The organism is Streptomyces sp. NPDC085524, assembly GCF_044541755.1.
Lineage (GTDB): Bacteria > Actinomycetota > Actinomycetes > Streptomycetales > Streptomycetaceae > Streptomyces.
Genome location: NZ_JBITTH010000007.1, coordinates 87,654 through 110,036, shown reverse-complemented (window position 1 = coordinate 110,036; position 22,383 = coordinate 87,654). Strand labels below are relative to the sequence as shown.

General features: G+C 72.1%; 23 protein-coding genes and 1 riboswitch. Of the genes, 17 read left to right on the top strand and 6 right to left on the bottom strand.

Annotated features, from left to right (window positions below; genetic code table 11):
* Positions 1–26 precede the first annotated feature (26 nt).
* The 8 genes from lepB (at position 27) to ACIGFK_RS12590 (ending at position 6,744) form a co-directional block, all read left to right on the top strand.
* On the top strand, positions 27–839 hold the full coding sequence (lepB, locus tag ACIGFK_RS12625; RefSeq protein ID WP_376655682.1) for a signal peptidase I: 813 nt from the start codon (positions 27–29) through the stop codon (positions 837–839).
* The gene (locus ACIGFK_RS12620) at positions 829–1,338 is read left to right on the top strand and encodes an NUDIX hydrolase (RefSeq protein ID WP_376655683.1); all 510 of its coding nucleotides are present in this window, start codon (positions 829–831) and stop codon (positions 1,336–1,338) included. The genes lepB and ACIGFK_RS12620 overlap by 11 nt, the downstream gene beginning before the upstream one ends.
* A gap of 55 nt (positions 1,339–1,393) precedes the next feature.
* Positions 1,394–1,702, top strand: a complete 309-nt coding sequence (locus tag ACIGFK_RS12615) for a DUF2469 domain-containing protein (protein ID WP_008737534.1) — start codon at positions 1,394–1,396, stop codon at positions 1,700–1,702.
* 151 nt (positions 1,703–1,853) lie between these two features.
* On the top strand, positions 1,854–2,225 hold the full coding sequence (locus tag ACIGFK_RS12610; protein ID WP_376655684.1) for a YraN family protein: 372 nt from the start codon (positions 1,854–1,856) through the stop codon (positions 2,223–2,225).
* The gene (locus tag ACIGFK_RS12605) at positions 2,225–3,871 is read left to right on the top strand and encodes a YifB family Mg chelatase-like AAA ATPase (RefSeq protein WP_386464794.1); all 1,647 of its coding nucleotides are present in this window, start codon (positions 2,225–2,227) and stop codon (positions 3,869–3,871) included. Before ACIGFK_RS12610 ends, ACIGFK_RS12605 begins: the two co-directional genes overlap by 1 nt.
* Complete coding sequence (dprA, locus tag ACIGFK_RS12600) at positions 3,868–5,088, top strand: DNA-processing protein DprA (RefSeq protein ID WP_376655686.1); 1,221 nt, start codon at positions 3,868–3,870, stop codon at positions 5,086–5,088. Before ACIGFK_RS12605 ends, dprA begins: the two co-directional genes overlap by 4 nt.
* A gap of 209 nt (positions 5,089–5,297) precedes the next feature.
* Positions 5,298–6,134 (top strand): RNA polymerase sigma factor WhiG, encoded by an 837-nt coding sequence (whiG, locus tag ACIGFK_RS12595; RefSeq protein ID WP_376655687.1) that lies wholly within the window; start codon positions 5,298–5,300, stop codon positions 6,132–6,134.
* A 70-nt stretch (positions 6,135–6,204) separates the two neighbouring features.
* Positions 6,205–6,744 (top strand): helix-turn-helix domain-containing protein, encoded by a 540-nt coding sequence (locus ACIGFK_RS12590; RefSeq protein ID WP_376655733.1) that lies wholly within the window; start codon positions 6,205–6,207, stop codon positions 6,742–6,744.
* A 68-nt stretch (positions 6,745–6,812) separates the two neighbouring features.
* Here ACIGFK_RS12590 and ACIGFK_RS12585 read toward each other — a convergent pair whose 3' ends face one another.
* Positions 6,813–7,421, bottom strand: a complete 609-nt coding sequence (locus ACIGFK_RS12585; protein WP_400051479.1) for a M23 family metallopeptidase — start codon at positions 7,419–7,421, stop codon at positions 6,813–6,815.
* Positions 7,422–7,671: 250 nt separating this feature from the next.
* On the opposite strand from ACIGFK_RS12585, the gene rpsB reads away from it, so the two are divergent.
* From rpsB to ACIGFK_RS12540, 9 genes are all read left to right on the top strand, one after another.
* Positions 7,672–8,541: a 30S ribosomal protein S2 gene (gene rpsB / locus ACIGFK_RS12580; protein WP_376655689.1), complete on the top strand. Its 870-nt coding sequence runs from the start codon at positions 7,672–7,674 to the stop codon at positions 8,539–8,541.
* A gap of 135 nt (positions 8,542–8,676) precedes the next feature.
* Entirely contained in the window at positions 8,677–9,513 is an 837-nt protein-coding gene (gene tsf / locus ACIGFK_RS12575; protein ID WP_031148742.1) for a translation elongation factor Ts, read from the top strand.
* A 162-nt stretch (positions 9,514–9,675) separates the two neighbouring features.
* Positions 9,676–10,455 (top strand): UMP kinase, encoded by a 780-nt coding sequence (gene pyrH / locus ACIGFK_RS12570; protein WP_376655690.1) that lies wholly within the window; start codon positions 9,676–9,678, stop codon positions 10,453–10,455.
* 84 nt (positions 10,456–10,539) lie between these two features.
* Positions 10,540–11,097 carry a ribosome recycling factor gene (gene frr, locus ACIGFK_RS12565; RefSeq protein WP_031144133.1) on the top strand — a complete coding sequence of 186 codons (558 nt, stop codon included), beginning with the start codon at positions 10,540–10,542 and terminating at the stop codon, positions 11,095–11,097.
* The gene (locus tag ACIGFK_RS12560; RefSeq protein WP_376655691.1) at positions 11,097–12,173 is read left to right on the top strand and encodes a phosphatidate cytidylyltransferase; all 1,077 of its coding nucleotides are present in this window, start codon (positions 11,097–11,099) and stop codon (positions 12,171–12,173) included. Before frr ends, ACIGFK_RS12560 begins: the two co-directional genes overlap by 1 nt.
* Before the next feature lie 237 nt (positions 12,174–12,410).
* Positions 12,411–13,523: a 23S rRNA (adenine(2503)-C(2))-methyltransferase RlmN gene (gene rlmN, locus ACIGFK_RS12555; protein WP_376655692.1), complete on the top strand. Its 1,113-nt coding sequence runs from the start codon at positions 12,411–12,413 to the stop codon at positions 13,521–13,523.
* Between the two features lie 58 nt (positions 13,524–13,581).
* A riboswitch (TPP riboswitch) is annotated at positions 13,582–13,691 on the top strand.
* 83 nt (positions 13,692–13,774) lie between these two features.
* A complete protein-coding gene (locus ACIGFK_RS12550; protein WP_376655693.1) occupies positions 13,775–14,875 on the top strand; it encodes a thiamine ABC transporter substrate binding subunit in 1,101 nt (366 codons plus the stop codon).
* A gap of 113 nt (positions 14,876–14,988) precedes the next feature.
* On the top strand, positions 14,989–16,605 hold the full coding sequence (locus ACIGFK_RS12545; protein WP_400051735.1) for an ABC transporter permease: 1,617 nt from the start codon (positions 14,989–14,991) through the stop codon (positions 16,603–16,605).
* Positions 16,605–17,657, top strand: a complete 1,053-nt coding sequence (locus ACIGFK_RS12540) for an ABC transporter ATP-binding protein (protein WP_376655694.1) — start codon at positions 16,605–16,607, stop codon at positions 17,655–17,657. The genes ACIGFK_RS12545 and ACIGFK_RS12540 overlap by 1 nt, the downstream gene beginning before the upstream one ends.
* 18 nt (positions 17,658–17,675) lie before the next feature.
* On the opposite strand, the gene ACIGFK_RS12535 is transcribed toward ACIGFK_RS12540, so the two are convergent.
* From ACIGFK_RS12535 to ACIGFK_RS12515, 5 genes are all read right to left on the bottom strand, one after another.
* On the bottom strand, positions 17,676–18,932 hold the full coding sequence (locus tag ACIGFK_RS12535; RefSeq protein WP_376655695.1) for a cytochrome P450: 1,257 nt from the start codon (positions 18,930–18,932) through the stop codon (positions 17,676–17,678).
* 15 nt (positions 18,933–18,947) lie between these two features.
* The gene (locus ACIGFK_RS12530) at positions 18,948–20,342 is read right to left on the bottom strand and encodes an NAD(P)/FAD-dependent oxidoreductase (protein ID WP_376655696.1); all 1,395 of its coding nucleotides are present in this window, start codon (positions 20,340–20,342) and stop codon (positions 18,948–18,950) included.
* Positions 20,332–20,562, bottom strand: coding sequence for a ferredoxin (locus ACIGFK_RS12525; RefSeq protein ID WP_376655697.1), 231 nt, complete (start codon positions 20,560–20,562; stop codon positions 20,332–20,334). Before ACIGFK_RS12525 ends, ACIGFK_RS12530 begins: the two co-directional genes overlap by 11 nt.
* 161 nt (positions 20,563–20,723) lie before the next feature.
* Positions 20,724–21,341, bottom strand: a complete 618-nt coding sequence (locus tag ACIGFK_RS12520) for a hypothetical protein (protein WP_376655698.1) — start codon at positions 21,339–21,341, stop codon at positions 20,724–20,726.
* A gap of 134 nt (positions 21,342–21,475) precedes the next feature.
* Positions 21,476–22,381: a hypothetical protein gene (locus ACIGFK_RS12515; RefSeq protein WP_376655699.1), complete on the bottom strand. Its 906-nt coding sequence runs from the start codon at positions 22,379–22,381 to the stop codon at positions 21,476–21,478.
* Positions 22,382–22,383: the final 2 nt, after the last annotated feature.

The following is a 22,383-nucleotide window of genomic DNA, read 5'->3' as shown; positions in this document are numbered from 1 at the left end:
GATCTCCGAAGTGTGGGGGCGCTGCAATGGGCGGCACGCAGGCAAGCGGTACGCGTTCGGGCGGTACCCGTTCAATACGCAGTGGCAGTGATGGCCGCGGCGGTCTCGGCAACGTGCTGTCCGGGATCGCCGTGGCCATCGGCTTCGTGCTCTTCCTCGGCGGCTTCGTCTGGGGTGCGGTGGTCTACCAGCCGTACACGGTGCCGACCGACTCGATGATGCCGACGGTGAAGCCCGGGGACCGGGTGCTGGCGCAGCGCATCGACGGCGGCGAGGTGCACCGCGGCGACGTCGTCATCTTCACCGATTCCATGTGGAGCGACTCGCCCATGGTCAAGCGGGTCGTCGGCATCGGCGGCGACACCGTGAAGTGCTGCGGCGCGCGCGGCGAGCTGACCGTGAACGGCACGGCTCTCGACGAGCCGTACATCGACGACACCAAGCCCTCCACGGGACTGGAAATGCCGCCCGGGCAGACCGCCCCCACGGGCACCCCCTTCGAGGTGACGGTCCCCGAGGGGAACCTCTTCCTCATGGGCGACCGCCGCGGCGCCTCGCTCGACTCGCGGGCGCACCTGCAGGAGGCCGGGCAGGGCACCGTGCCCAGGTCGGCCGTCAGCGCACGCGTCGACGCCCTGGCCTGGCCCGCCATGAAGACGCTGGAGCGGCCCAAGACGTACGAGTCCCTGCCCGGCGGCATCTCCGGGTACGGGCCGCTGCGGCTCCAGCTGGCGGCGGTGGCCGCCGGAGCCGTCCTGGTGGTGCTGGGAGCCGCGTACGGGCCCGTCGCACGGGTCCTGGGGCGCGGGCGGCGGAGGGAGCGGGCCGGTGCCCGCTGACCCGGCGGCCGGGACCGCCGGTCCGCGGCAGGTGTCCCGGGTGGTCCTGCTGGACCCGGCGGACCGGATCCTGCTGCTGCACGGCTTCGAGCCGGCCGACCCCGCCGACACCTGGTGGTTCACCCCGGGCGGCGGCCTGGAGGGGGCCGAGAGCCGGGAGCAGGCCGCGCTGCGGGAGCTCGCGGAGGAGACGGGGATCACAGAGGTCGAGCTGGGGCCCGTGCTGTGGCAGCGGTACTGCTCCTTCCCCTTCGACGGGCGGCGCTGGGAGCAGGACGAGTGGTACTTCCTGGCGCGTACCGCCCAGACGCAGACCGTGATGGGCGGGCTCACCGAGCTGGAGCGGCGCAGCGTCGCCGGAGCCAGGTGGTGGACCTACGAGGAACTGCTCGCGGCACATGAGACGGTGTACCCGACCAGGCTCGCCGAGCTGCTGAAGACTCTGCTCGACGACGGTCCTCCGGGTGCGCCGGTGGTCCTGGCCCCGGAAATCGTTTAGGGGCACATGGGTCTGGCGCACAATAGGGGGACGCACGGCTGAAGGGGAACATGCCATGAGTGCCGAGGACCTCGAGAAGTACGAGACCGAGATGGAGCTGAAGCTCTATCGGGAGTACCGCGACGTCGTCGGGCTGTTCAAGTATGTGATCGAGACCGAGCGTCGCTTCTACCTCACCAACGATTACGAGATGCAGGTGCACTCGGTCCAGGGGGAGGTCTTCTTCGAGGTCTCGATGGCCGATGCCTGGGTCTGGGACATGTACCGGCCGGCCCGCTTCGTGAAGCAGGTCCGGGTGCTGACCTTCAAGGACGTCAACATCGAGGAGCTCAACAAGACCGACCTCGAACTGCCCGGCAGCTAGGCGGTCCCCTTCGGATCGTGCCGGGCCCGCGGTGCCGACCGGGGCTCGTCCTTCGTGTGGGTGACGGGCTTGTCCACAACGGCCGGGTTGTCCACCAAGATCCACAAGGTGGGCGGGGGCGCGGGATCGTCGGTGCCGGAGGTGGTGCCGGATGAACGCGAAGGGCGTGGCACAGCAGGCATTGGGGCGGTACGGCGAGGAGCTCGCGGCACGGCGGCTGACCGAGGCCGGGATGACCGTGATCGCACGGAACTGGCGCTGCCGCAGCGGGGAGATCGACATCGTCGCACGCGACGGGGACGCCTTCGTCGTGTGCGAGGTCAAGACCCGTCGGGAGGGTGACTTCGAGCATCCCATGGCCGCCCTGCGGCCCGGCAAGGCCGAGCGGCTGCGCAGGCTCGCCGGGCGCTGGCTCGCCGACCACGGCGGACCGCCCCCGGGCGGGGTGCGCATCGACCTCGTCGGGGTGCTGCTGCCGCGGCGCGGCGCGCCCCTGGTGGAGCACGTCAGGGGGGTGGCCTGATGGGATTCGCACGAGCCTGCTCGGTGGCCCTGGTGGGCGTCGACGGCGTGGTGGTGGAGGTACAGGCCGACCTGGAGCCGGGGGTCGCGGCCTTCACTCTGGTGGGGCTGCCCGACAAGACCCTGGTCGAGAGCCGGGACCGGGTGCGTGCCGCCGTGGTCAATTCGGGTGCGGCCTGGCCGCAGAAGAAGCTCACGGTGGGCCTCAGCCCGGCCTCCGTGCCGAAATCGGGTGCCGGATTCGATCTTGCTGTTGCCGCGGCCGTGCTCGGGGCGGCCGAGGTGGTCGACCCCGGGGCGATCGCCGATCTCGTACTCATCGGGGAACTGGGGCTGGACGGCCGGGTGCGCCCGGTCCGGGGGATCCTGCCGGCCGTCCTGGCCGCGGCGGAGGCCGGATACCGGCAGGTGGTGGTGCCGCAGCAGTGCGCCGCCGAGGCCGCGCTCGTACCCGAGGCCTCGGTGCTCGGGATCCGCAGCCTGCGCCAGCTCATCGCAGTCCTGACGGACGCCCCCGTCCCCGAGGAGGACGCCCCCGACACCGCGGCCGCCCCCGGCCGCCCGGACCCGATGCTGGCCGGGCTGCTGGTGCCGGGAGCAGGGCTGGGCGCGGGACTCGGCGGCCGGGGCCGCTCCGGTGCGGCCGACGCGGCGGACTTCCCCGACCTCGCCGATGTGGCCGGGCAGTACGCAGCGCGCCGCGCCCTGGAGGTCGCGGCCACCGGAGGCCACCACCTCTTCCTCAGCGGGCCGCCGGGAGCGGGCAAGACGATGCTGGCCGAGCGGCTGCCCTGGATCCTGCCCCCGCTGACCCGCCGGGAGTCCGTGGAAGTGACGGCGGTCCACTCGGTGGCGGGCATCCTGCCACCCGGAGAGCCGCTGGTCGCCCGGGCGCCCTACTGCGCACCCCACCACTCGGCGACCATGCAGTCGCTGGTCGGCGGCGGGAACGGGGTCCCGAGGCCGGGGGCGGTCTCGCTGGCCCACCGCGGGGTGCTCTTCCTGGACGAGGCCGCGGAGTTCCACGGCCGGGCGCTGGACGCGCTGCGCCAGCCCCTCGAATCGGGCCACGTGGTCATCGCCCGGGCGGCCGGGGTCGTCCGGCTCCCGGCCCGCTTCCTGATGGTGCTCGCCGCGAATCCGTGCCCGTGCGGGCGCCACACCGTGCAGGGGAGCGGGTGCGAATGCCCGCCCTCGGTGATCAGGCGTTATCAGGGCAGGCTGTCGGGGCCGCTGCTCGACCGGGTGGACCTGCGGGTCGAGGTCGAGCCCGTGACCCGGTCCGATCTGCTGGGGCAGGGAGGCCGCGGGGAATCCACCGTGCAGGTCGCCGACCGGGTGCGGGAGGCCAGGGACCGCGCTGCGGCCCGGCTCGCCGACACCCCGTGGCGGCTCAACTCCGAGGTGCCCGGCCAGGAACTGCGCACCCGCTGGCAGGCCGGCCCGGGGGCGCTGGCCCAGGCCGAGCGGGACATGGAGCGCGGCCTGCTCACCGCCCGGGGGCTGGACCGGGTGCTGCGGGTCGCCTGGACGGTCGCCGACCTGCGGGGGCGGGACCGCCCCGATGCGCTGGACGTCGCCGTCGCCCTGGAGCTGCGGACCGGGATCGCCCGGGGTGCTGCCGCGGCCATGGGGGCCGGGTCATGACCGGGCAGGGGGGTGCGGAGCCCGCAGCCGCCGCAGCCGGCCCGGAGGCGCTGGCCCGGGCCGCGCTGACACGGGTGGCGGAGCCGGGGGACGAGGTCGTGGGGCGGTGGCTGCGCGAGTACGGCGCGGTGCGGCTGATGCGGATGCTCACCGGCGGCGAGGGGGAGGGCGAGGGGGACGGCGGGGCCCGGGCGCCGGGCGGGGTGGGGGCCGAGAGGCTCGCCGGGTACCGGAGACGGGCGGCGCTGGCCGATCCCGGGAGGGACCTGGCGGTCGCCGCCGAGCACGGAGGCCGGTTCGTGTGCCCCGGGTCGGCGGAGTGGCCCAGCCAGCTCGACGACCTCGGCGACGCCCGACCCGTCGGCCTGTGGCTGCGCGGCCGGCCGAACCTGCGGACCTGGGCGCTGCGGTCCGTCGCCGTGGTCGGGGCGCGTGCCTGCACCCCGTACGGCGCGCACATGGCCCAGACCCTGGCCGCCGGACTCGCCGAACGCGGCTGGGTCGTGGTCTCCGGGGCCGCGTACGGGATCGACGGTGCCGCCCACCGCGGGGCCCTCGCCTCGGGCGGCGCCACCGCGGCGGTGCTCGCCTGCGGGTCGGACGTGGCCTATCCGCGCGGACACGCCGAGTTGCTCGGCCGCATCGCCGGCCAGGGGCTGGTCCTCGGGGAACTGCCACCCGGCAGCCACCCCACCCCCAGCCGCTTCGTGCTGCGCAACCGGGTCATCGCGGCCCTCACCCGGGGCACCGTGGTCGTGGAGGCCGCCCACCGCAGCGGCTCCCTGGTCACCGCCCGGCAGGCCCAGAAGCTCGGCCGGTTCACCATGGGCGTCCCCGGGCCCGCCACCAGCGGGCTCTCCGGCGGGGTGCACGAGCTGCTGCGCGGCGGGGCCGAGCTGGTCACGGACGCGGCCGAGGTGGTCGAGCTGGTCGGCGCCATGGGCGAGTTGGCTCCCGAGCGGCGCGGACCGCTGCTCGCCCGGGACCTGCTCGACCGCGACACCGCCAGGGTGCTCGAAGCGCTCCCGGCCGGCCGCCCCGCGCGGGTGGCGGAGTTGGCACTTGCCTCCGGCACCGGCGCCGATGAAGTCATCGGCAGACTGTACGAACTTCACTCTCTGGGGTTCGTCGAACGGCAGGGCGATGACTGGCAGTTGAGCAGACAAACGGCTGGAGGAGGCACACAAACCGGGGATGTCCGGCGAGGCGGTGGTTGACCTGGGGCGTTCCGGTGAAAGAGTGAAAGCGATGAGAGACGCGGTCTTCCCGGTGCCTGCTGCCGGGACCGAGCGCCAGGCGCCGGTCCCGGGCCGCCCGCGCGAGTCCGGTCGCGCCGGAGCCGCCGCGCGATCCCGTACTCTTCGCGCACCGCGACACTTCCGTCACGCTACGCTCCCAAGGAATCCCGCTCCGGCAAAGGCGAAGCATGCCCCAGCACACCTCAGGGTCTGACCGCGCTGCGGTGCCCCCCGCTGCCCGCGGCAGCGAGCGGTCCACCGCGCCCTCGTCCCTGGAGGTGCTGTGGCGCTCGTACAAGGCCTCGGGTGACGAGCGGCTGCGGGAGCAGCTGATCCTGCACTACTCCCCGCTGGTCAAGTACGTCGCCGGCCGGGTGAGCGTGGGTCTTCCGCCCAATGTGGAACAGGCCGACTTCGTCTCCTCCGGGGTCTTCGGGCTGATCGACGCCATCGAGAAGTTCGACGTCGACCGGTCGATCAAGTTCGAGACCTACGCGATCACCCGCATCCGTGGCGCGATGATCGACGAACTGCGGGCGCTGGACTGGATCCCCCGCTCGGTGCGGCAGAAGGCGCGGGCCGTGGAGCGGGCCTACGCCACGCTGGAAGCGCAGCTGCGGCGCACTCCCACGGAGAGCGAAGTGGCGGGGGAGATGGGGATCGGCGTGGAGGACCTCCACGCCGTGTTCAGCCAGTTGTCCCTGGCGAACGTGGTCGCGCTCGAGGAACTCCTGCACGTCGGCGGCGAGGGCGGCGACCGGCTCTCGCTCATGGACACGCTGGAGGACACCGCCGCCGACAACCCGGTGGAAGTGGCGGAGGACCGCGAGCTCAGGCGGCTGCTGGCACGGGCCATCAACACGCTGCCCGAGCGGGAGAAGACGGTGGTGACCCTCTACTACTACGAGGGCCTCACGCTGGCCGAGATCGGCAACGTGCTGGGCGTCACCGAGAGCCGCGTCAGCCAGATCCACACCAAGTCGGTGCTGCAGCTCCGGGCGAAGTTGGCGGACGTGGGGCGGTGAGCTTGCGGTACCTCCGTAGAGTGGACGCGTGCCCAGGATTCGAGCGGCCTCAGTGGCCGAGCACCGGTCGATGCAGCGCGGCGCCCTTCTGGACGCCGCGCGAACCCTGCTGTCCGAAGGCGGCACGGAGGCGCTGACCTTCCCCGCCCTTGCGGAGCGGACCGGGCTCGCCCGGTCGTCCGTGTACGAGTACTTCCGCTCGCGCGCGGCCGTGGTCGAAGAGCTGTGCGCGGTGGACTTCCCCGTGTGGGCCGCCGAGATCGAGGCGGCGATGGAGGCCGCGGAGGCGCCGGAGGCGAAGATCGAGGCCTACGTCCGCAGCCAGCTGGGGCTGGTGGGGGACCGGCGGCACCGGGCCGTGGTGGCCATTTCCGCGAGCGAGCTGGACGCCGGGGCGCGGGAGAAGATCCGTGCGGCCCACGGCGGCCTCGTCGCGATGATCGTCGAGGCCCTGGCCGCCCTGGGGCAGCGGGAGCCGAAGCTCTCCGCGATGCTGCTGCAGGGTGTGGTGGATGCGGCGGTGCGGCGGATCGAGCTGGGGGCGGCGGAGGACCCCGCGGTGGTGACGGAGACGGCCGTGGCCATGGCCCTGCGGGGCGTGCGGGGCTGAGGCCCTTGGGCTCCGCCCCGGGCCGCCGGCGGGGCCGGGTTCCGCCCCGGCGGGTGTGCCGGTGCGGCTCAAGGATCGGGGCTCCGCCCCGGACCCCGCGCCTCAATCGCCGGCGCGGCTGGATGCGGCTGCGGTGGGTGGGCCGGTGCGGCTCGAAGAGCGGGGCTCCGCCCCGGACCCCGCGCCTCAATCGCCGGCGGGGCTGGATTGGGCTGCGGTGGGGCTGAAGGCATCGGCAGCAGGCGGGGTGCGGGGCGGGAGAGCAGGGTGAGGGGGTTGAGGTACTCCTCGCCCCTCAGCAGGCCCCAGTGCAGGCAGGGCGCCGGGCAGTGGGAGCCCTCCGTGAGGACCGCCACCACCTGGCCGGCGGTGACCTCCTCGCCCTCGGAGACCAGCGCCCGCACCGGTTCGTAGGTGGTGCGCAGGCCGTTCGGCAGGGCCAGGGAGAGGACTCCGCGACCCGCGACCGGGCCGGCGAAGTGCACCCGGCCCGCGGCGACCGCCCGGACCTCCGCGCCCACGCCGGCCGCCAGGTCCACGCCCCGGTGCCCGGCCGCGTACGGCGACGGCGGCGGGTCCCACCAGCGGGCCACCGACAGCGGCGCGGGCAGCGGACGGACCCCGGGAACGGCGGCCTGGGCCAGGGTCAGCAGCAGGCTGATCAGCAGTGTCGTCATGGCCCCAAGCGTCCCGCGGGCGCCCGGGGGCGCGTGCCGCCCTGTGGACGGTCCGGGCGCTGTGGACAACGGCGTCACCCGGCATACCGCCGGGTCCCGTACACTTCTTGTGGCGATCCGGGTCACCGGGTCGACTTCGCACGCCCCAGCACCGGCCTGAATCGGCCAGGTGACAGCGTCTCTCGGTCCCTCATCGGGGCAGGGCGCGGCGGGGCGTCAGGAACCAAACCGAGAAACCAAGGAGATGGCCATGGCCGTCGTCACGATGCGGGAGCTGCTGGAGAGCGGCGTCCACTTCGGTCACCAGACCCGTCGTTGGAACCCGAAGATGAAGCGCTTCATCTTCACGGAGCGCAACGGCATCTACATCATCGACCTGCTGCAGTCGCTGTCGTACATCGACCGCGCCTACGAGTTCGTGAAGGAGACCGTCGCGCACGGCGGCTCCATCATGTTCGTCGGTACCAAGAAGCAGGCCCAGGAGGCCATCGCCGAGCAGGCGACCCGCGTTGGCATGCCGTACGTCAACCAGCGCTGGCTCGGTGGCATGCTCACCAACTTCTCCACCGTCTACAAGCGCCTCCAGCGTCTGAAGGAGCTTGAGGCGATCGACTTCGAGGACGTCGCCGCCTCGGGTCTCACCAAGAAGGAGCTCCTGGTCCTCTCCCGCGAGAAGGCCAAGCTGGAGAAGACCCTCGGTGGTATCCGCGAGATGTCGAAGGTCCCCAGCGCCGTCTGGATCGTCGACACCAAGAAGGAGCACATCGCCGTCGGTGAGGCGCGCAAGCTCCACATCCCGGTCGTCGCGATCCTCGACACCAACTGCGACCCCGACGAGGTCGACTACAAGATCCCGGGCAACGACGACGCGATCCGCTCCGTCACCCTGCTCACCCGCGTGATCGCCGACGCCGTCGCCGAGGGCCTCATCGCCCGCTCCGGCGCTGCGACCGGTGACTCGAAGCCGGGCGAGAAGGCCGCTGCCGAGCCGCTCGCCGAGTGGGAGCGCGACCTGCTCGAGGGCGACAAGAAGGCCGACGACGCCGAGGCCGCTCCGGCCGAAGCCGCTCCGGCCGAGGCCGCTGTCGAGGCCCCGGCCGCCGACGCCGAGCAGGCCTGACCCTCTGAGAGAGCCCGGCGTTCACTCGCCGGGCACTCGCAGCACGGACGATGACGGCGGGGGAGCCGCGCCAAAAGCGCGGCGCCTCCGCCGTTCACCCGTAGATCTACGACTTCGAGAGAGAATCACAGACTCATGGCGAACTACACCGCCGCTGACGTCAAGAAGCTCCGCGAGCTCACCGGCGCCGGCATGCTGGACTGCAAGAACGCGCTCGTGGACGCCGACGGTGACGTCGACAAGGCCCAGGAAGCCCTCCGCATCAAGGGCCAGAAGGGCGTCGCCAAGCGCGAGGGCCGTTCTGCCGAGAACGGTGCCGTCGTCTCCCTCATCGCCGACGACAACACCTCCGGTGTCATCGTCGAGCTGAAGTGCGAGACCGACTTCGTCGCCAAGGGCGAGAAGTTCCTGGCCGTCGCCAACCAGCTGGCCGCGCACGTCGCCGCCACCTCCCCGGCCGACATCGAGGCGCTGCTCGCGTCCGAGATCGAGCCCGGCAAGACCGTCACCGCTTTCGTCGACGAGGCCAACGCCAACCTCGGCGAGAAGATCGTCCTGGACCGCTTCGCGCAGTTCACCGGCGGTTACGTGACCGCGTACATGCACCGCACGATGCCCGACCTGCCGTTCCAGATCGGGGTCCTGGTCGAGCTCGACAAGGAGAACGCCGAGGTCGCCCGCGGCGTCGCGCAGCACATCGCCGCGTTCGCCCCGCAGTGGCTGTCCGCCGAGGACGTCCCGGCCGACAAGGTCGAGTCCGAGCGTCGCATCGCCGAAGAGGTCACCCGCGCGGAGGGCAAGCCCGAGGCTGCCATCGCGAAGATCGTCGAGGGTCGCGTCAACGGCTTCTTCAAGGACGCCACGCTGCTCGGCCAGGCCTACGCCCTGGACAACAAGAAGTCCGTCCAGAAGGTCCTGGACGAGGCCGGTGTCACCCTGAAGCGCTTCACCCGCATCAAGGTCGGCATCTGATTCCGTCCGTACGCGACGGACACCGGACCCCGGTAGGGTCTGAGGCAGTCGTCCGCGTCCGCGCAGGACGACCGCAGATCTGACGAGGAGGCCATTGCCGTAGAGGGAACCGCAAGGACCCACCGGCAATGGCCTTCTTCGTATGTGCACGAGGAGATCTCCATGAATCAGGGCGTGGACACCCACACCGCATCCGACGACAAGAGCGACCAGGAGAAGAAGGGCCGCCGCTTCATGCTGAAGCTGTCGGGCGAAGCCTTCTCCGGTGGCGGAGGCCTCGGCGTCGACCCCGACGTCGTCCACGCCATCGCGCGTGAGATCGCCGCGGTGGTCCGCGACGGCGCGGAGATCGCCGTCGTGATCGGCGGCGGCAACTTCTTCCGCGGCGCCGAGCTCCAGCAGCGCGGCATGGACCGGGCGCGGTCCGACTACATGGGCATGCTCGGCACGGTCATGAACTGCCTCGCCCTCCAGGACTTCCTGGAGAAGGAAGGCATCGACTCCCGCGTGCAGACGGCCATCACCATGGGCCAGGTCGCGGAGCCGTACATCCCGCTGCGCGCCGTGCGCCACCTGGAGAAGGGCCGCGTCGTCATCTTCGGCGCCGGCATGGGCATGCCGTACTTCTCCACCGACACCACGGCCGCCCAGCGTGCCCTGGAGATCGACGCCGAGGCCCTGCTCATGGGCAAGAACGGCGTCGACGGGGTCTACGACTCCGACCCCAAGAAGAACCCCGACGCGGTGAAGTTCGACGCACTGGAGTACGGCGAGGTCCTCTCCCGCGACCTCAAGGTCGCCGACGCCACGGCGATCACGCTGTGCCGCGACAACAAGCTGCCGATCCTCGTCTTCGAGCTGCTCGCCGAGGGCAATATCGCGCGCGCCGTCAAGGGTGAGAAGATCGGCACGCTTGTCAGCGACCAGGGAACCCGGGCCTAGCAGTCCGCTGCCGGACCGAGCCCGGACCGGCCCCGCCCGTCCCGCCCGCCTGAACCATCCATTCAAGACATGCAGGAGCACGTGGTGACCGAAGAGATCCTCCTCGAGGCCGAGGAGAAGATGGAAAAGGCCGTCGTCGTCGCCAAGGAAGACTTCGCCGCGATTCGCACCGGCCGTGCGCACCCGGCGATGTTCAACAAGATCGTGGCGGACTACTACGGCGCCATCACGCCCATCAACCAGCTCGCCTCCTTCTCGGTGCCCGAGCCGCGCATGGCGATCGTGACCCCGTTCGACAAGAGCGCGCTGCGCAACATCGAGCAGGCCATCCGCGACTCCGACCTCGGTGTCAACCCGAGCAACGACGGCAGCATCATCCGGGTGACCTTCCCCGAGCTGACGCAGGACCGCCGCAAGGAGTACATCAAGGTCGCGCGCACCAAGGCCGAGGACTCCAAGGTCTCGATCCGCGCCGTCCGCCGCAAGGCCAAGGACGCCCTCGACAAGCTCGTCAAGGACAAGGAAGCCGGCGAGGACGAGGTGCGCCGCGCCGAGAAGGAGCTCGACGACACCACCGCGAAGTACGTCGCGCAGGTGGACGAGCTCCTCAAGCACAAGGAAGCCGAGCTCCTCGAAGTCTGATGAACGACTCTTCCTGGCAGCCGGAGCCGGTTCCGGCGGGTCCCGCATACGATGCACAGGTGGGCCCGCACACTCGGCCCATGCCCATCGTGCCCGATGCCGCCGGCCGTGACTTCGACGACCGGGAAGCACGCGATCGGGGGGCCGCCCCGGACGGCGGCCCCCTCTTCCGCGACGAGACGCCGCCGCAGGAGCCCATGCCCAGCCCCCCGCCCCCGCCTTCGCCGGCACCGCAGGACCCCCCGCCCCCGCCGCAGAAGAAGCGCGCGGGGCGGGACCTGCGTGCCGCCATAGGGGTCGGCGTCGGCCTCGGCGCAGTGATCTTCGCTTCGCTGTTCATCGTCAAGGCGGTCTTCGTCGGCGTCGTCGTCGTCGCGGTCGTCGTGGGACTGTGGGAGCTCACCTCCCGGCTGCAGGAGAAGAAGGGCATCAAGGCCCCTCTCGTCCCGCTCGCCGTGGGCGGCGCCGCCATGGTCATCGCCGGATACGTCCGCGGGGCCGAGGGGGCCTGGGTCGCGATGGCCCTGACGGCCCTCGCGGTACTGGTGTGGCGGATGACCGAGCCGCCCGAGGACTACCTCAAGGACGTCACGGCCGGCGTCTTCGCGGCGTTCTACGTGCCGTTCCTCGCCACCTTCGTCGCGATGCTGCTCACCGCCGACGACGGACCGCAGCGCGTGGTGACCTTCCTCGTGCTGACCGTGGTCAGCGACACCGGGGCCTACGCGGTGGGCTGGCGCTTCGGCAAGACGAAGCTCGCGCCGCGCATCAGCCCCGGGAAGACCCGCGAGGGGCTCTTCGGCGCGGTGGCCTTCGCCATGGCGGCGGGCGCCCTGTGCATGGAGTTCCTGATCGACGGCGGTGCCTGGTGGCAGGGCCTGCTGCTGGGCCTCGCGGTCGCGGTCAGCGCCACCCTGGGCGACCTGGGCGAGTCGATGATCAAGCGGGACCTCGGCATCAAGGACATGGGCACCCTGCTCCCGGGGCACGGCGGCATCATGGACCGCCTCGACTCCCTGCTGCCGACCGCCCCCGTGGTGTGGCTGCTGCTGGCGGCCTTCGTCGGCACCGGCTGACACCCCGGCTGCCGACGACGGCCTCGGCCGGCGTCGGCCGGGGGACCTTCGGCATCGGCCGTCTCCCGCGGAGCGGGTTATCCTAAAAGGCGCGCCACTCGCGAGTGGCGCGCCTTTGCCGTTCCGCGTCTGCGGGGACGGCCCGTGAGAGGTCTCCCGGCTCCCGTCGAGCCGCGGTCCGCTCCGCACCGGCGGAGTCGCGCGCCCGGACCTCGCCCCATCGAGGAGTACCCGATCATGGCCCGCCCCGTTCCGGGAGAGCTCACCTTCGTCGCGCCGCGTGGCGCCAAGAAGCCTCCGCGGCACCTCGCCGACATGACCCCCGCCGAGCGCCGCGAGGCGGTGGCCGCGATCGGTGAGAAGCCCTTCCGGGCCAAGCAGCTCTCCCAGCACTACTTCGCCCGGTACGCGCACGACCCGGCCGAGTGGACCGACATCCCCGCCGCGTCCCGCGAGAAGCTCCAGCAGGAGCTGCTGCCCGAGCTGATGAACGTCGTCCGGCACATCTCGTGCGACGACGACACCACCCGCAAGACCCTGTGGAAGCTGCACGACGGAACGCTCGTCGAGTCCGTGCTGATGCGCTACCCCGACCGGGTCACCATGTGCATCTCCTCGCAGGCCGGCTGCGGCATGAACTGCCCGTTCTGCGCCACCGGCCAGGCCGGTCTGGACCGCAACCTGTCCACCGCCGAGATCGTGCACCAGATCGTCGACGGCATGCGCGCCCTGCGCGACGGCGAGGTTCCGGGCGGCCCCGCCCGCCTGTCGAACATCGTCTTCATGGGCATGGGCGAGCCCCTCGCCAACTACAACCGCGTCGTCGGCGCCATCCGCCGTCTCACCGACCCGGAGCCCGACGGCCTCGGACTGTCGCAGCGCGGCATCACCGTCTCCACCGTGGGCCTGGTCCCGGCGATGCTGCGGTTCGCCGACGAGGGCTTCAAGTGCCGCCTCGCCGTCTCGCTGCACGCGCCCGACGACGAGCTGCGCGACACCCTGGTCCCGGTGAACACCCGCTGGAAGGTCCGCGAGGTCCTCGACGCCGCGTGGGAGTACGCCGAGAAGTCCGGCCGCCGCATCTCGATCGAGTACGCGCTGATCCGCGACATCAACGACCAGGCCTGGCGCGGTGACCTCCTGGGCCGGCTGCTCAAGGGCAAGCGCGTCCACGTCAACCTGATCCCGCTGAACCCGACGCCCGGCTCCAAGTGGACCGCCTCGCGGCCCGAGGACGAGCGGGCCTTCGTCGACGCGATCGCCCGCCACGGCGTGCCGGTGACCGTACGGGACACCCGCGGCCAGGAGATCGACGGCGCGTGCGGCCAGCTCGCCGCCTCGGAGCGATAGGTTCCGGTCCTGACCGGCCGAGATCGGCCACGGGGTACCCTGTGGCCGAACCAATTTCATATTCCGACAGGGGAGCGCCACAGCGCTGAGAGTGCGGTATCCGTCATCCGCAGACCCTCTGAACCTCGCCCCGGTCATTCGGGGTAGGAAGTTCGGTCACCACTCAAGCTGTTGCGCCCTGCCCGGCGTCCGCTCCCACAGAGCGCCGGGCAGGGCCGCGTCTTCTCCTGGTCATCCAGGAGGAATCACCAGTGAGCACCACCAAGAAGATCGCGGGCGCCGCGCTCGCGGCCGCGCTGGGCGTCACCACGCTCAGCGCCTGCGGCGGCGGCGACGCCAAGGACAAGAGCGCGGGCGGGACCGAGAGCCCGAAGTCCAAGACCGTCACGCTCGTCACGCACGACTCCTTCAACGTGACCGAGGCGGTCCTCAAGGAGTTCGAGCAGCAGAGCGGCTACACGGTCAAGGTACTGAAGTCCGGGGACGCGGGCGCGGCACTGAACCAGGAGATCCTCACCAAGGGCTCCCCGCGCGGCGACGTCTTCTTCGGCGTGGACAACACCCTGCTCTCGCGCGCCCTCGACAACGGCCTCTTCACCCCGTACGAGGCCAAGGGCCTGGCCGATGTGAAGCCCGAGTTCGTGCTCGACAAGCAGCACCGGGTCACCCCGGTCGACTCCGGCGACATCTGCGTCAACTACGACAAGGCCTACTTCGCCGACAAGAAGATCGCCCCGCCGCAGACGCTGGACGACCTGGTCAAGCCGGAGTACAAGAACCTGCTGGTCACCGAGAACGCCGCGACCTCCTCGCCCGGCCTCGGCTTCCTGCTCGCCTCCGTCGGCAAGTACGGCGAGGACGGCTGGAAGGACTACTGGAGCAAGCTGAAGGCCAACGGCGTCGAGGTCGTCGACGGCTGGGAGCAGGCCTACAACGAGCGCTTCTCCGGCTCCGCGGGCGGCAAGAAGGCCAAGGCAGACCGCCCGCTGGTCGTCTCCTACGCCACCAGCCCGCCGGTCGAGGTGATGTACGGGGACCCGCAGCCGGCCGAGGCCCCGACGGGCGTCGCCACCGGCACCTGCTTCCGCCAGACCGAGTTCGCGGGTCTGCTGAAGGGCGCGAAGAACGAAGAGGGCGGCAAGGCCCTCGTGGACTTCCTGATCAGCAAGAAGTTCCAGGAGGACATGCCGCTCCAGATGTTCGTGAACCCCGTGACGAAGGACGCTTCCCTGCCGGAGCTGTTCACCAAGCACGGCGTGGTGGTCGAGAAGCCCGAGAACGTGGCTCCGGAGACCATCGCGAAGAACCGTGAGCAGTGGGTCTCGGCATGGACCGCGCTCGTCGTGAAGTAAGCGGTACCGAGGGAGCGGTCGCGGCGTCGGGGGACGCCGCGCCGGTCCCGGCCGGGCCGGTACGGCATCCCGTCCGCGAGTCCGGCCGGGCCACGGCCGCGCGGCTCGCGCTGATGGCCGTGCCCCTGGCCTTCTTCGGGCTGTTCTTCGCCTACCCCGTGGCCGCGATCCTCGGGCGCGGCCTCAAGACCGACACCGGCTGGCAGTTCGGCCGGATCGGCGCGGTGATCACCCGCCCCGACATCGCGGGCGTGCTCTGGTTCACCACCTGGCAGGCACTCGCCTCCACCGCGCTCACGCTGGTGATCGCACTCCCCGCGGCGTACGTCTTCGCCCGCTTCGAGTTCCCCGGCAAACAGCTGCTGCGGGCCCTGGTGACCGTCCCGTTCGTGCTGCCCACCGTGGTCGTCGGCACCGCCTTCCTCGCGCTGGTCGGCCGGGGCGGGCTGCTGGACGAACTGGCGCGCGTCCGGCTCGACACCACGGTCTGGGCGATCCTCCTCGCGCACGTCTTCTTCAACTACGCGGTCGTCGTGCGCACCGTCGGCGGGCTCTGGTCCCAGCTGGACCCGCGGCAGGAGGAGGCCGCCAGGGTGCTCGGCGCGGGCCGGTTCGCGGCCTGGCGGCGGGTGACGCTGCCCGCGCTGGCCCCCGCGGTGGCCGCCGCCGCGCTGATGGTGTTCCTGTTCACCTTCAGCTCCTTCGGCGTCGTGCTGATCCTCGGCGGGCCCTCGTACTCCACGCTGGAGGTGGAGGTCTACCGGCAGACCGCGCAGCTCCTGGACCTGTCGACGGCCGCGGTGCTGACCATGGTGCAGTTCGCCGCGCTCGCCGCGATCCTCGGGGTGCACGCGTGGACGGTGCGCAAGCGGGAGACCGCGCTGCGGCTGGTGGATCCGGCCCGGACCGCGCACCGGCCGCGCGGCTGGGCGCAGCGGTCCCTGCTCGGCGGGGTGCTGCTGACGGTGGCGCTGCTGATCGTGGCCCCGCTCGCGGTGCTGGTGGAACGCTCCTTCGACGCGCCCGGCGGCTACGGGCTCGGCTTCTACCGGGCGCTCCAGGACGCGGGCGCCGGTGGCGGAACGTTCCTGGTCGCGCCGCTGGAGGCGATCTGGAACTCCCTCCAGTACGCGCTCGCCGCCACCGCGATCGCCCTGGTCATCGGCGGGCTCGCGGCCGCGGCGCTGACCCGCCGCGGGGGCCGCTTCGTACGGGGCTTCGACGCGCTGCTGATGGTCCCGCTCGGGGTGTCCGCCGTGACGGTGGGCTTCGGCTTCCTCATCACCCTGGACGAGCCGCCGCTGGACCTGCGGACCTCGTGGATCCTGGTGCCGCTCGCGCAGGCCCTCGTCGGCGTGCCCTTCGTCGTACGGACCATGCTGCCCGTACTGCGCGCCGTCGACGGGCGGCTCCGCGAGGCGGCCGCGGTGCTCGGCGCCTCGCCCCTGCGGGCCTGGCGGGAGGTGGACCTGCCGCTGGTGCGCAGGGCGCTGCTGATCGCGGCCGGGTTCGCCTTCGCGGTCTCGCTGGGGGAGTTCGGCGCGACCGTCTTCATCGCGCGGCCGGACCACCCGACGCTGCCGGTGGCCGTGGCGCGGCTGCTGGGGCGGGCCGGTGAGCTGAACTACGGGCAGGCGATGGCCCTGAGCACGATTCTGATGCTGGTGTGCGCGGTGTCCCTGCTGGTGCTGGAGCGGCTGCGCCCCGACAAGACCTCCGGAGAGTTCTGATGACACTGCTTCAGCTGGAAGGGGTGTCGGTCCGCTTCGGTGAGCGGGCGGTCGTGGACGCCGTCGACCTGAAGGTCGCCGAGCACGAGACGGTGTGCGTGCTGGGGCCGAGCGGAAGCGGGAAGTCCACCCTGCTGCGGGTCGTCGCCGGGCTCCAGCCGGTGTCCGGGGGCCGGGTGCTGCTGGGCGGTGCTGACCAGGCCGGGGTGCCGGTGCACCGCCGGGGCGTGGGCCTGATGTTCCAGGACCACCAGCTCTTCCCGCACCGGGACGTCGGCGGGAACGTCGCGTTCGGCCTGCGGATGCGGGGCTCCTCGTACGGGCGCGGCTCGTACGGGGCACGGGTCGCGGAGTTGCTGGAGCTGGTCGGGCTCCCCGGAGCCCAGGGCCGCGCGGTGGCCTCGCTGTCGGGCGGCGAGCAGCAGCGCGTCGCGCTGGCCCGGGCGCTCGCGCCCTCGCCACGGCTGCTCATGCTCGACGAACCGCTGGGGCAGCTCGACCGGGGGCTGCGCGAGCGGCTCGTGGTGGAGCTGCGGGGGCTGTTCTCCCGGCTGGGGACGACCGTGCTGGCCGTCACGCACGACCAGGGCGAGGCGTTCGCCCTGGCCGACCGGGTGGTGGTGATGCGGGACGGGCGCATCGCGCAGGCCGGGACCCCGCTGGAGGTGTGGCAGCGGCCCGCGTCCGAGTTCGTGGCCCGGTTCCTCGGCTTCGAGAACGTGGTCCCGGCCACGGTGTCGGGCGGCGCGGCCGTCACCCCCTGGGGCAAGGTCCCGGTCGCGGCCGGCTCCCCGGACGGGGAGCACCGGCTGCTGATCCGCCCGGCCGGGGTCGTGCTGTGCGCGGCCGGCCTGGCCTGCGAGGTGGTCTCCCGTACCTTCCGCGGCACGCACGTCGCACTGCAGCTGCGGCCGGAGGCGGGGCCGCTGCTGGAGGCGGAGTGCGGGCTGGCTGCGGCGCCCGCGGTGGGCGACCGGGTGGCGGTGGCGTTCACGCCGACCGAGGTGGTCGTCCTGCCGGCCACCCCGGTCGGGGCCGGGCCCGCGGAGTAGGGCCCGCCGGCGCGCCGCTCAGGCCGCCCGGATGCCGTCCACGGCGATCGGCAGGTGGCGCGGGCCGCGCAGGACCGCGTTCTGCCGGTACGGGGGCGGGTCCTCCAGCAGCCTCGGGTTCTCCAGCCTGCGGGCCAGTTCGCTGAGCGCCAGCGCCGCCTCCAGCCGGGCCAGCGGCGCCCCGAAGCAGCTGTGGATGCCGCTGCCCAGGCCCAGGTGCTGGACGTCCGGGCGGTCCGGGTCGAAGCGGTCCGGGTCCTTGAACCGGCGGGGGTCGCGGTTGCCGGAGGCCAGGACCAGCCAGAGCGAGGAGCCCTTGGGGATGGTCACGCCCTCCATCTCGATGTCGGCCAGCGGGGTGCGCTGCGGCAGCAGCTGCACCGGCGGCTCGTAGCGCAGCAGCTCCTCCACGATCGGGACGGACAGCTGCGGCTCGGCGCGCAGCCGGTCCAGGACCTCCGGATGGCGCATGAGGGTGAGCATGCCGTTCGTGATCAGGTTGACGGTGGTCTCGTGCCCCGCGATCAGCAGCAGCGCCGAGGTGCTCAGCACCTCCATCGTGCTCATGGCGCCGTCCGGCCCGTGCGCCGTCGACAGCTGGGACAGCATGTCGTCACCCGGGTTCTTCTTCCGCTCCTCGATCAGCCCGGCCAGGTACATGCCGAGCTCCATGCGGGTGTCCTGCGTCTTCTTGATGCGCTCGGCGGGGTCGGCGTCCGGATCGGGGTCCAGACTCGCGGCGAGGGTGTCGGCCCAGACGTGGAAGCGGGCCTCGTCCTCGGGCGGGATCCCCAGCAGCCGGCAGATCACGGTGACCGGGAAGGGGTACGAGAACTCCTCCACCAGGTCGATCCGTGCCGCGTTGCCGTTCTCGGCGATGGAGTCGATCAGGCCGGTGACGATGTCGCCCAGCTCGCCGCGCATGTCGTGGATCCGGTGCGGTGAGTGCGGCGGCCCGAAGGGGCGGTTCGTCATCCGGCGCAGCCGGTCGTGGTCGGGCGGGTCCAGCTTCAGGAAGGACGGGGGCAGTGCGGCCATCCCGTCGTCCTCGCCGTCCCCCTCGCCCAGCAGGTCGCCGCCCGTGGCCGCCAGGTTGCGGGAGTCGGAGCTGATCCGCGGATCGTGCAACAGGCTCTTGATCTCGTGGTAGGTGCTGATGACGTACGGTCCGTCCCCGTCGTGGAAGACCGGGGTCTTGCGGAGCTCCTCGTACAGGGGATAGGGGTTGGACCGGCTGGAGTAGTCGAGGATCTGCCGCAGGATGCCTTCAGTCATGAGAGGTCCTCGTGCTCAGTTGTGGGCCGGCGTGAACGTCATCCGCCGGTCGGCCGGGGAGTAGCCGCTCAGGGTGATGGTCGGTCCGTGCGTGGGCACCGACGGGTCGGGGAAGTCCGCGTCCAGCGGGCTGTTCCCCTCGCTCCTGCGGTCCACCGTCGCGAACGGCGGCGGGAACGGCGCGGTGTGTTCGATCTGCTGCTCGTAGAAGTCCAGCCAGCGGCACTGGTCGAAGGTGACGGCGCCGATGACGCGCCCCTGGTAGCCGTAGACGCCCACGAAGCGGCGCTCGGCGCGCGAGCCCTGGGTGATGAGGATCTCGGTGCCCATCGAGGGCACCCCGACCGACTTGATGTTCACTCCGAACTGGGAGGACCAGAAGGCCGGGACCCACACGTGGGGGCGGCGGTCCACGCCCTCGCTGAGCATGTTGTGCGCCGCGGTCTCGGCCTGGGCGACGGCGTTGCCCCAGTGCTCCAGGGACAGGAACTGGTACCCGAACAGCGCGTGCGGGGAGCGTGCCACGTCACCCGCCACGTAGATGTCGTCGGTGACGATGCCCCAGATGTTGAAGGCCCGGCAGCCCGCGTCGCAGGCGATGCCCCGCGGACCCGCGCCCAGTCCGGAACCGGTCAGCCAGTCGGTGTTGCGCTGGGCGCCGAGCGACACGACCACGACGTCGGCCTCCAGGACGGTGCCGTCCGACAAGTGGGCGGCGCGCACCTGGCCGGAGGAGTCGCCCTCCAGACGGGTCACCATGATCCCGGTCCGCAGGTCCACCCCGTTCTCGCGGTGCATCGAGGCCGCGACCTCGCCGATCACCCCGCCCAGGGCCCCGACCAGCGGTGCGTTGCCCCGCTCGGCGATCGTGACCGCGAGGTCCCGTTCCCGGCAGGCGGAGGCGATCTCGGAGCCGGTGAACCCGGCCCCGATGACCAGCACCCGGCGCGGTCCGGCCGCGAGCCGGCGCTCCAGGGCCGCGCCGTCGTCGCGGGTGCGCAGCGTGAAGACGCCTTCGAGGGACGCCTCCTCCTCGTTGGGCCAGGGGCGGGCCCGTACGCCGGTGGCGATCAGCAGCCGGTCGTACTCCACCTCGTCGCCGTCGGCGAGCTTGACCCGTCGGCCCGCCATGTCCAGACCCGTGGCGGGTACGCCGAGCCGCCACTTGGCGTCGATGTCCCGGCGGCGGGGGAGGAGCGTACGGTCCGCGGTCGCCTTGCCCAGCAGGACCCCCTTGGACAGCGGGGGGCGGTCGTACGGCTCGTAGGGTTCGTCGCCGATCATCGTGAGCGATCCGGCGAACCCCTTCTCGCGCATGGTCTCGGCGGCCCGCAGGCCGGCGAGAGAAGCGCCCACGACGACGATGCGGCCCTCGCGCTTGAGCCGCTCAAGGGCTGAGTCACCGCTCACCGCGCGCCTCCGGGGTCGACAGGGAGCCGTTCACCGCGTCCAGCAGGATGGCCCTGACCGGACAGGCGTGGACGGCGCGGACGACGTCCTCGCGGTGCTCCTCGTCGGGCTGCGGGTTGTAGAGCAGGGATTCGTCGCCGTGCATGGCGAAGACGTCCGGGGCGAGGAACGCGCACTGGGCGTAGCCCTGACAGCGGTTGAGGTCCACGACAAGCCTCATGAGGCATCCGCCTTTCGGTGGCTGGATCTTCCCCGTCGTCCCCGAGTTCCCACCCCCCGTTCCCTACCCCATCCAGCATGCATGCGGCAGCGGGGTGCGTCCTGCCGGGGAACGAACCCGCAGGTCAGGTCAGGTGACGGAGGCTCTGCGGAGTCGACCGCCTACGGCAGGCGGGCCCTCATCCGCAGGATGTGGACGCTGATGACGAGGGCCCAGGCAGGGAACAGCAGCTCGGACCAGGGCACGCTGGACCCGACCACCAGCAGGGCCAGGCCGGCGAGGGTGCTCACCACGCTCAGCGGCCGGGGGAAGACACCGAGCCGGCGCCCGATCATCGAGGTCGAGAGGACGAAGACGGCCGCCATCCGCATGGAGTACGTCGCGAGGATCGTGTAGGCGTAGTGGCGGCCGAAGTCGGAGGGACTGTTCTCCGCGAGCACGGTTCCCGCCGCCCCGGCGGCGACGAACAGGGTGGCGGCACAGATGAACCCGCTGCCGAGGAAGACGGTGGAGAAGAACTTGTCCTCGGCCTGCCCGACGTGCGAGCGCATCGCGCCCATGAACCAGAGGAAGGCGATCCCGGCGAAGGGCACGATCTCCAGGGCCAGCCGCACCGCCCAGCGGTCCCCGTCGGGAACCGGCCCCTCGGCGCCGTCCCCCGGGACGGCGAGCCGCATCAGGACGATCGCCGCCGCGAGCAGCACGGCGAACGCGACGCCGGCCGCCCCGGCGGCCCGGGGCGCGTACAGCCGGGCGGTGGCGGTGTCCGTGGGCGCCATGGGCTCCTCGCTTTCTCCCCCGTCCAGCAAGCGGCAGCGGCCGGTCGTGCGCCAGCGGGGGAGGGCGAGCGGGTGAAGGGGCGGCGGTCGGCGAGGGCCGGCCCGGGCCCCGGACGACCGCAGCCGGCCCCGGCCTAGCCGACCGCCGCCGGGACCGGGGCCTCCGCCTGCGGATCGGAGCCCTCGTGCTTGCCGTACCAGGCGACGGCCACCGCACCGGTGACCGCGAGGACGAAGCCGAGCACCGCCAGCCACGCCAGGCCCGGGCGGGACGCGTCGCCCAGCCACAGGACGCCGATCGCGCCAGGCAGCACCGTCTCGCCGACGACCAGCGCCGCCGTGGCGCCGTTGACCGAGCCGATCTGGAGGGCGACGGTGTGCAGGTACATGCCGCCGACGCCCGCCAGCAGGATGGCGTAGAGCGCGGGGTCGGACAGGAACGTGCCGAGGTCGAACGGGTCGACGCCGTCGAGGATCCGGACGCCGACGCCCAGCGCGCCGAAGCCCAGGCCCGACAGCAGGCCCGCCAGGATCGCCGCCCCGCCGCCGAGGAGACGTACGGCAACGGTGCCGCCCACCATCAGCAGCACGGTGACCCCCAGCAGCCACCAGTGGGTGGACATCGGGGCGTGATGGCCGCCCTCGTGGCCGGCCGCCGTCGCCAGCAGGACCAGCGCCGTGCAGACGACACCGATCGAGGTCCACTCCTTGCGGCTCAGCCGGATGCCCAGCATCTTCACGCTCAGCACGGCCGTGATCACCAGGTTGGCGCTGATCACCGTCTGGGAGAGGAAGAGGGGAAGGAGGCGGGCGGCCAGCGCGCCCAGGCCGAAGCCCACGAAGTCCAGGATCGTGCCGACGATGAATTCCCAGGTCATCGCCGCTTTCGCGGTGGACGACAGATTGGGTCCGCCATGGGCGGTCACCCCGGCGGTGGCCGGGGACATCCGGGCGGCGCGGCGCGATCCGACGGCTTGCAGCACGGAGCCCGTGCCGTAGCAGATGGACGCCGCGACAGCGGTCAGCAGGCCTATGAGCACCG